Genomic DNA, 6,807 nt, shown 5'->3' with positions numbered 1-6,807 from the left:
TTCCGGCGGAAACAATTGCAGTTGTAAACCATAAAAATAGCAGAAACCATTACAAATCATAGATTGACAGATATGAAGATTCGATACATTCTATCATTACTAATAACAACTCTGCTGATTCTTACTTCTTGCGACTCCGGTTCTGTTACCGATACAGACGAAAATGAATTTTCGTTCGATCACGAAATCAACCCGGGTCAGTCGGCTTCTAAATTTCTGTCTGATGATGATTTTGAACGTTTGGTTATTCAGGTTCAATATATGCAGGGATATGAACCTACGCAGGAAGGACTCCAAAATCTGGAATCATTTCTAAGTGACCGGTTGAATAAATCAACTGTTACAATAATGGAACCGGAAGAAATACCGGCTTCCGGCGAGAGTTTATACACAGCGAATGATATTCGTGACCTGGAGCGCGAATACCGATCTCAGTTCTCTTCGGAAGATGAAATTGCAGCTTATTTTATTATTGTGGACGGAGAGTATAGTGAAGGTAATGTTCTCGGTATTGCCCATTTCAATACCTCCATGGCACTCTTCGGGCCAAAGTTTAATGAAGTGAGCAGCGGAATTGGCAGCCCTTCCAAAGAGGATGTCGAGACTATTGTATTGAGGCATGAATTTGGTCACATCTTAGGGCTTGTAAATAATGGAGTGGATATGCAGACCAACCATCAGGATACAGATAACGGCCGTCACTGCGACAACGATCAATGCCTGATGTACTACGCATTCCGTAATGCTGATCTATTTGCCAATATTTTTGGGGGAAATATTCCAGAACTGGATGAAAATTGTGTGGCGGATCTGCAGGCTGTGGGCGGGAAGTAGTATAGCCCGGCCATGAATGACCGGCTCGTGTTTTAAACCCCACAGCTTTGGTGCTTTTTGCTCATCAAAATCTTGCTATTGAAAAACCCATTCATGGGTTTCATGCACGAGCCTGCCTGCGCTTAAACTTTGGAAGGCAGGCCGGGGATTTATCCCAGAAAATCAAGGATTCAAGTCTATCACCGATCATAAATGACCGGCTCGCATTTAAAAAACCCAAACTTGGGGCTTTTCACAGCACTTCACCTATTAAATTTTTCCTCAACCTTGTAAGGCTTTCCCTTAAATCTTGTCTTACTTAAAAAGGAAAGAAAATTAATAGACATGAACAGTTTTGTAATTAATCATCTTCACGTTGTATTTGGAACAAAAAACAGAGTACCATTAATTGAGCCGGAGCTTGAACAATCGATCTACAATTATATTGGAGGTATTGGACGAAATTTGGGAATTCCGATCCTTAAAATTGGAGGAATGAGTGATCATATCCATCTTTTAATGATGCTCCCAGCCACTATTTCTTTGAGCAAAACAATGCACAATATTAAAGGAAGTTCATCCAGATGGATCAACGACCAATTCTTCCAAGACAATGAATTTAAATGGCAAGGCGGATATAGTGCATTTAGTGTGAGTTTGTCAAATATTGATAAAGTAAAACAATACATCGAGCGTCAAAAAATTCACCATCAATATTACAGTTATGAAGAAGAACATCGTGGATTTCTTAGAAGGCATAATATTATCGAGTAATCCCGTCTCATTGCCGGCCATGAATGACCGGCTCGTGTATTAAGCCCCAATCTTGGGGCTTTTTTTATGTTCAAAATTTTGAAACTGAAAAACCCATTCATGGGTTTCACATACGAGCCGGGGATTTATCCCCGGAAAAACTCACGAAAACCGATCTGCCAGACGGTTTATCAAATATCCACTCTCTTTCAACGCCTGTGAAGCAAAACTTCCAAAGAAGTCCGTTACAGATTCAAACTCTTTGATAAAGCCCTTTTTGTCATCTGCCTCTACCATCTCCATCAACTTTTTTTGGTGATTAAAGAAAGCGAGCAGCAGATCACGACGCTCTTTATTGGCAAATACAATGTCTGCATAAAGTTCAGCATCCTGGGCAAAAATTCGGCCGGTCATCATCAGTTCAGCCCGGTAGATCGGACTGGAATACTCCAGCATCTCTTCCGGATTCAGATCATATTGCTTCATAAACGAGCCGTGAAGCAGAGCCACAAAGTGCCTCAGTCCCTGCACCAGATTCATCACGTGATCATGTTTTTCAGGTTCGGCATCAATCACGCGCATCCCCCAAAGTCTGCACTGTTCTTTAAACCAATCGGCTTTTTCAGAGTCTCGGCCTGAGCAGAAGACCATCAGCTGTTTCGACAGATTAGGAACAGAAGGCCCGTGCATCGGGTGAAGTCCCACAACCGGCCCCGGATGTGCCTCCAGCATCACTTGAAGCGGTTTTGATTTGTTTGAAGTAAAATCAGCCAGAATGGTATCCGGTTTCAGCTTTGGTGCCAGCCGGCGGATGACATCTTCAGTCACATTAATGGGCACGGTCACAATTACCATGTCCAATTTAGGCGCCATCTCTTCCAGTTGATACCAATTCGATTTATCCAGGCTGTACGAAATATGTTCACTGTTACCCGTAAACTTCCTGTAAAGTGATCCCATCCCGCCTTCACCGCCGACATAGAGAATATGTTTCGGCTCTTCTGTGGAACGCGGAAATGTTTTTGCTGACTGAGCTGCACGGCTTGATGCCATAACCATCCTCAGAAAATCTTCAGCCCAATCGGGATCAATTCCCTTTTCTTTAGCTTTTTGCCGAAATGCCTCGGTTTTTTCCTGTTCACGACCGGCAACAAAAACCGGCAATTGTTTTTCAACTTTGGTCTGAATGACATCCTGAACAACCCGATTCCTTCTTTGTAACAGCTCAAGAATCTGATTGTCAATATCGTCGATTTGATTGCGTTGTTCCTTTAAGTACTTCTGGTCGGACATTATTTTAAAATATTGAGTAAAAATCTGGTATCGAATAACAAGAGGCATAAAAGTACCCTAATTCCTGCAAAAATGTGTAATAGAGAATGATTTTGTGCTATAAATGTTTTAATCGGATGAATACATACTTATCTTTGGTTTATGTCAAATTTTAAGCTTCATTCACCCTGGGAGCCGGCCGGCGATCAGCCAAACGCTATTGAAGAACTTACCGAGGGCGTTCAAAACAATGATAAATTTCAGACACTTTTAGGAATTACCGGTTCAGGTAAAACGCGAACCGTAGCCGGCGTGATTGAAAATGTACAAAAACCCACGCTGGTGATGAGTCACAATAAAACACTTGCGGCGCAGCTCTATCGCGAGTTAAGTGATTTTTTTCCCGAAAACCGGGTGGAGTTTTTCATCTCTTATTACGATTACTACCAACCGGAAGCCTATCTCTCCTCGCAGGATAAATACATCGAAAAAGATCTTTCTATTAACGAAGAGATTCAAAAACTGAGGCTTCGGGCAACGAGTTCACTTCTTTCCGGCCGGCGTGATGTGATTATCGTCTCATCCGTGAGTTGCATTTACGGTATTGGATCACCATCAGAATATGAAAAATTGATCATAAACCTGAAGGTAGGCCAGGATATCCCAAGAAACACCCTTCTCTATGATCTTGTAGATCTACACTATCGAAGAAGTGATCATGAATTTACCCGTGGAACTTTCCGGGTTAGAGGCGATGTAGTTGACATCTACCCCGCTTACTCCGAAGAGGGATTGAGAATTACCATGTGGGGTGATGAAATTGAAAAAATGCAGGTTTTCGATGTGGAATCGGGTAACATTATCGACGATGTGGATGAATTTCGAATCTACCCCGCTTCTCACTATGTAACCACACAGAGCCGTCTTGAAGAGTCTATTAAACAGATTCGGGATGAGATGCATTGGCGGGTTGATGTACTGCAGGATGAACAAAGATTCCTGGAAGCAAAGCGTCTTGAACAACGAACACTTTTTGATATTGAGATGATGCAGGAGATCGGCTACTGCTCCGGCATTGAGAACTACTCCCGCTATCTCAGCGCCCGTAAACCTGGCGAACGACCCTACACGCTGATGGACTATTTTCCGGATGATTATCTGCTTGTTGTAGATGAGAGTCACCAGACCGTTCCTCAGATCGGAGCCATGTATGGCGGCGACCGATCGCGAAAAATTGAATTGGTTGAACACGGGTTCAGACTTCCATCCGCTATGGACAACCGGCCGCTTACGTTCGAAGAGTGGGAATCGATGGTCAACCAGGCGATTTTTGTTAGTGCTACACCGAGTGATTATGAATTGGAGAAATCAGACGGAATTTATGTTGAGCAGATTATTCGTCCAACCGGCCTGATGGAACCGGAAATTGAGGTACGCCCTCTCGATACACAGGTGGATGATCTTCTCGAAGAGATTCGGAAAAGGGCTGAGAAGAACGAACGGGTACTCTGCATTACGCTCACGAAGAGACTCAGTGAGGAGCTGAGTGAATATCTGAAAAACCTCGGCATTCCGGCAGCCTACATGCACAGCGAACTGGATGCGATGCAGCGTGTGGAAGTGCTCTATAAATTCCGGCGCGGTGACTTCAAAGTGCTTGTCGGTATTAACCTGCTCCGGGAGGGAATTGATATTCCTGAACTGAGCCTGGTTGCCATTTTGGATGCTGATAAAGAAGGGTTTCTGCGTTCCGAAACATCTCTGTTTCAGATTGTTGGGCGTGCTGCCCGAAATGTTGGCGGCAAGGCAATTCTTTACGCTAACAAGATCACGAAAAGCATGCAGAAGGTGATTGATGAAACAAACAGGCGCCGGGAAATTCAAAGAAAATACAACGAAGAACACGGAATCACGCCGCAAACCATCCAGAAAGAATTGAAACCGCTTGTAGACCCAACTCTCATTTCCACCCAAGACTTTACACTGGATTCAACTGAGCAGGAACAACAGGATTATCTGGAGACTGTACGAGTGGCCGAAGATGGAATACAATACAAGGCAAATCCGGCCATGAAAGAAGTTACATTTGAAAATAAGGAGAAGTTTCTCGAATATTTACGCGGATCGATGCTCCAGGCTGCCAAAAATATGGAGTTTGAAGAAGCCGCGCGTATTCGCGACCAAATCGCAACACTAGAAAAAGAAATCTAAATCAATTATTAATCACTTCATGGGTAAGAAAATTGAATTCTTTAAAACATTTGTTAAAGATCGCGATGTTGCTTCAGTCATTCCCACCTCGCCGCGATGTGTAAAAAAAGTATGTTCAAACATCGATTTCACGAAAGATTTTACCTTAGTTGAATATGGGCCTGGAAATGGCGCTTTCACTCACTATTTGATTGAAAACATGTCGCCAGGCTCCAGACTTATACTAATCGAGGCAAACCAGAATTTTGTTTCGTCCCTGAAAGATTCCATTAATGATTCCCGGGTTGAAATTCATAATATACTCGCCGGTGATGTTGAAGCCGTGCTGAGTGATGATGTTATTGGCAATGTAGATTATGTGCTTTCAGGTATTCCGTTCTCTTTTCTTGATTGGGATCGAAAAATTGAGGTACTTCAGGCAACCAAGAAAATTTTAAAAGATGATGGAAAGTTTCTCGCCTACCAGACCAGCGGTCACCTGAAGAAGCCCGTGATGAAGGTATTTGGAAATTTTGAAACTGATTTCGAACCACTCAATATCCCGCCCTATTTTATCTATAAAATTCACAAAAACGGGCATTAACCTTACCCATTCAGACCGCTACACGCGGTCAGACGGATTGATAGGGTTTACTGACCGGAAGTTTGATAAAATTTAGTCAGTCGATAGCATGAACACCCCTCCCTCCGCAAGCGGAGTACTCCCCTCGAGGGAAGACTTTTACTAAAGACATGGTATCTTTAGAAAGTGTTTTGTGCGAAGGATCTTCAATTTTAGATTATTCAAGATATATATGGAGTGAAAGGATTAAACATACCATGTCTCACACCAATAAAGTTTGGCTAGTCGGCGGTACTCCTTGTCGAGGAGAGAGCCGGGCATAAAACCCAGGTCAATTTCTAACTTCTCAAATCATCAACGGTCTGCCCGCTTGGAGCGGAATGATCGGTTCTGCTTATGAATACTGACGGAAAGAAAATCATACCGCCTGAGTCCCTTCTTGAAGCTTACAGTCAAGGTATTTTTCCAATGAGCGAGTCGCGGCATGACGATACAGTTGGGTGGTACTCTGCTCGCCAACGCGGCATTATTCCGATTGAGAATTTCAAAGTTTCCTCAAACGTGGAGCGAATTATTCGTCAGGGTAGATTTAAATGCAAGGTAGATACCTGCTTCAGAACGGTGATGGAAGAGTGTTCCGATCGAAATACTACCTGGATCTCAGATCTTATTATTGATTCTTTTGAAGTATTGCACCTTACCGGCCATGCTCATTCCGTTGAAATGTACAATTCTGCCGGTGAACTTGCCGGTGGCCTTTATGGTGTATCACTCGGTGCAGCCTTTTTTGGTGAATCAATGTTCAAAAATGATAAGGAAGCAGATAAAGTGGCTCTTTGGTACTGCCATAAAATATTGCAGGATAATGGATTTGAACTTTGGGATACGCAGTTCTATACCGATCACCTTGCTCAATTCGGATGCGTTGAAATTTCGGCCAGGGAGTATCAAAACCGATTGGACAGTGCGATGGAAAAAAGAAATATGGAGTTTAAAATATAATAATCTTCCCTTGAGGGAAGTGTCCCGACTGCTATTGTCGGGACGAAGGGTGTAAGGTCTATTCCTGATCCACGATTTATAAACAAAAAAAGACCTGCCAGGTTTTAAAAACCTGGCAGGTCTTGAAGAATTTTTACTATTGTCACCCGTCTGACCGCTTGGTTCGGTCTGACGGGTGATTTGAACTATTTTGG

6 protein-coding genes are annotated in these 6,807 nt (G+C 43.0%); 5 read left to right on the top strand and 1 reads right to left on the bottom strand.

The genetic code is table 11. The annotated features are described in order from the left end of the window. Window positions 1-72 precede the first annotated feature (72 nt). Complete coding sequence (locus tag ACESM0_RS11970; protein ID WP_372906442.1) at window positions 73-834, top strand: peptidase; 762 nt, start codon at window positions 73-75, stop codon at window positions 832-834. A 324-nt stretch (window positions 835-1,158) separates the two neighbouring features. Beyond that, on the top strand, window positions 1,159-1,587 hold the full coding sequence (gene tnpA, locus ACESM0_RS11965) for an IS200/IS605 family transposase (RefSeq protein WP_372906441.1): 429 nt from the start codon (window positions 1,159-1,161) through the stop codon (window positions 1,585-1,587). A gap of 141 nt (window positions 1,588-1,728) precedes the next feature. Here the strand turns inward: tnpA and tyrA are convergent, their stop codons facing one another. Further along, window positions 1,729-2,859: a bifunctional chorismate mutase/prephenate dehydrogenase gene (gene tyrA, locus ACESM0_RS11960; RefSeq protein ID WP_372906440.1), complete on the bottom strand. Its 1,131-nt coding sequence runs from the start codon at window positions 2,857-2,859 to the stop codon at window positions 1,729-1,731. Window positions 2,860-3,000: 141 nt separating this feature from the next. Between tyrA and uvrB the strand changes: the two genes are divergently transcribed. The 3 genes from uvrB (at window position 3,001) to aat (ending at window position 6,613) form a co-directional block, all read left to right on the top strand. After that, on the top strand, window positions 3,001-5,049 hold the full coding sequence (gene uvrB / locus ACESM0_RS11955) for an excinuclease ABC subunit UvrB (protein WP_372906439.1): 2,049 nt from the start codon (window positions 3,001-3,003) through the stop codon (window positions 5,047-5,049). A gap of 19 nt (window positions 5,050-5,068) precedes the next feature. Continuing rightward, window positions 5,069-5,632 carry a class I SAM-dependent methyltransferase gene (locus tag ACESM0_RS11950; protein ID WP_372906438.1) on the top strand — a complete coding sequence of 188 codons (564 nt, stop codon included), beginning with the start codon at window positions 5,069-5,071 and terminating at the stop codon, window positions 5,630-5,632. Between the two features lie 375 nt (window positions 5,633-6,007). Then, window positions 6,008-6,613 (top strand): leucyl/phenylalanyl-tRNA--protein transferase, encoded by a 606-nt coding sequence (gene aat / locus ACESM0_RS11945; RefSeq protein WP_372906437.1) that lies wholly within the window; start codon window positions 6,008-6,010, stop codon window positions 6,611-6,613. The last annotated feature ends 194 nt before the right edge of the window (window positions 6,614-6,807 follow it).

This window comes from Rhodohalobacter sp., from assembly GCF_041686455.1.
Taxonomy (GTDB): Bacteria; Bacteroidota; Rhodothermia; order Balneolales; family Balneolaceae; genus Rhodohalobacter.
Note: the sequence above shows the minus strand (reverse complement) of the source record. Positions and strands in the feature narration are given on the sequence as shown.

What these genes read in the sequence shown, in the direction of transcription:
- ACESM0_RS11950 (WP_372906438.1), top strand. Translation starts at nt 5,069, where the DNA reads ATGGGTAAGAAAATTGAATTCTTTAAAACATTTGTTAAAGATCGCGAT.
- tnpA (WP_372906441.1), top strand. Translation starts at nt 1,159, where the DNA reads ATGAACAGTTTTGTAATTAATCATCTTCACGTTGTATTTGGAACAAAA.
- uvrB (WP_372906439.1), top strand. Translation starts at nt 3,001, where the DNA reads ATGTCAAATTTTAAGCTTCATTCACCCTGGGAGCCGGCCGGCGATCAG.
- ACESM0_RS11970 (WP_372906442.1), top strand. Translation starts at nt 73, where the DNA reads ATGAAGATTCGATACATTCTATCATTACTAATAACAACTCTGCTGATT.
- aat (WP_372906437.1), top strand. Translation starts at nt 6,008, where the DNA reads ATGAATACTGACGGAAAGAAAATCATACCGCCTGAGTCCCTTCTTGAA.
- tyrA (WP_372906440.1), bottom strand. Translation starts at nt 2,859, where the DNA reads ATGTCCGACCAGAAGTACTTAAAGGAACAACGCAATCAAATCGACGAT.